General features: G+C 58.5%; 1 protein-coding gene. It reads right to left on the bottom strand.

The window, feature by feature from the left end; all coding sequences use genetic code 11:
* Nucleotides 1-229: AAA family ATPase (locus tag ACODJP_RS14555; protein WP_422482717.1), on the bottom strand; the 229-nt coding region annotated here is incomplete at both ends.

The raw sequence follows: 229 nt of genomic DNA, 5'->3' as shown, positions 1-229 counted from the left end.
GGCATGGATGGCACGGAGACCGGTAATGGACGCGACTCGTCAAAGGCCACCCAGTCAAAACGCTCGCGGCTAACGATGGCTTTCAGACGCATCCACAGTAACGGCTGCGCCAGAAGGGTTCGTAAGGAAATAATCAGCACGCCGCCGTTCGCCTGATGAACCAGTCCCGGCTGCAGGGTAATGTCGCCGTTATACTGCCGCAGGCAACCAAAGAGCTGCTCGGCTTCGA

Source organism: Pleomorphochaeta sp. DL1XJH-081 (assembly GCF_049310885.1).
In the GTDB taxonomy this organism is placed as follows: domain Bacteria; phylum Spirochaetota; class Spirochaetia; order Sphaerochaetales; family Sphaerochaetaceae; genus CAYZJV01.
This window is presented reverse-complemented; position numbering and strand designations above follow the sequence as displayed.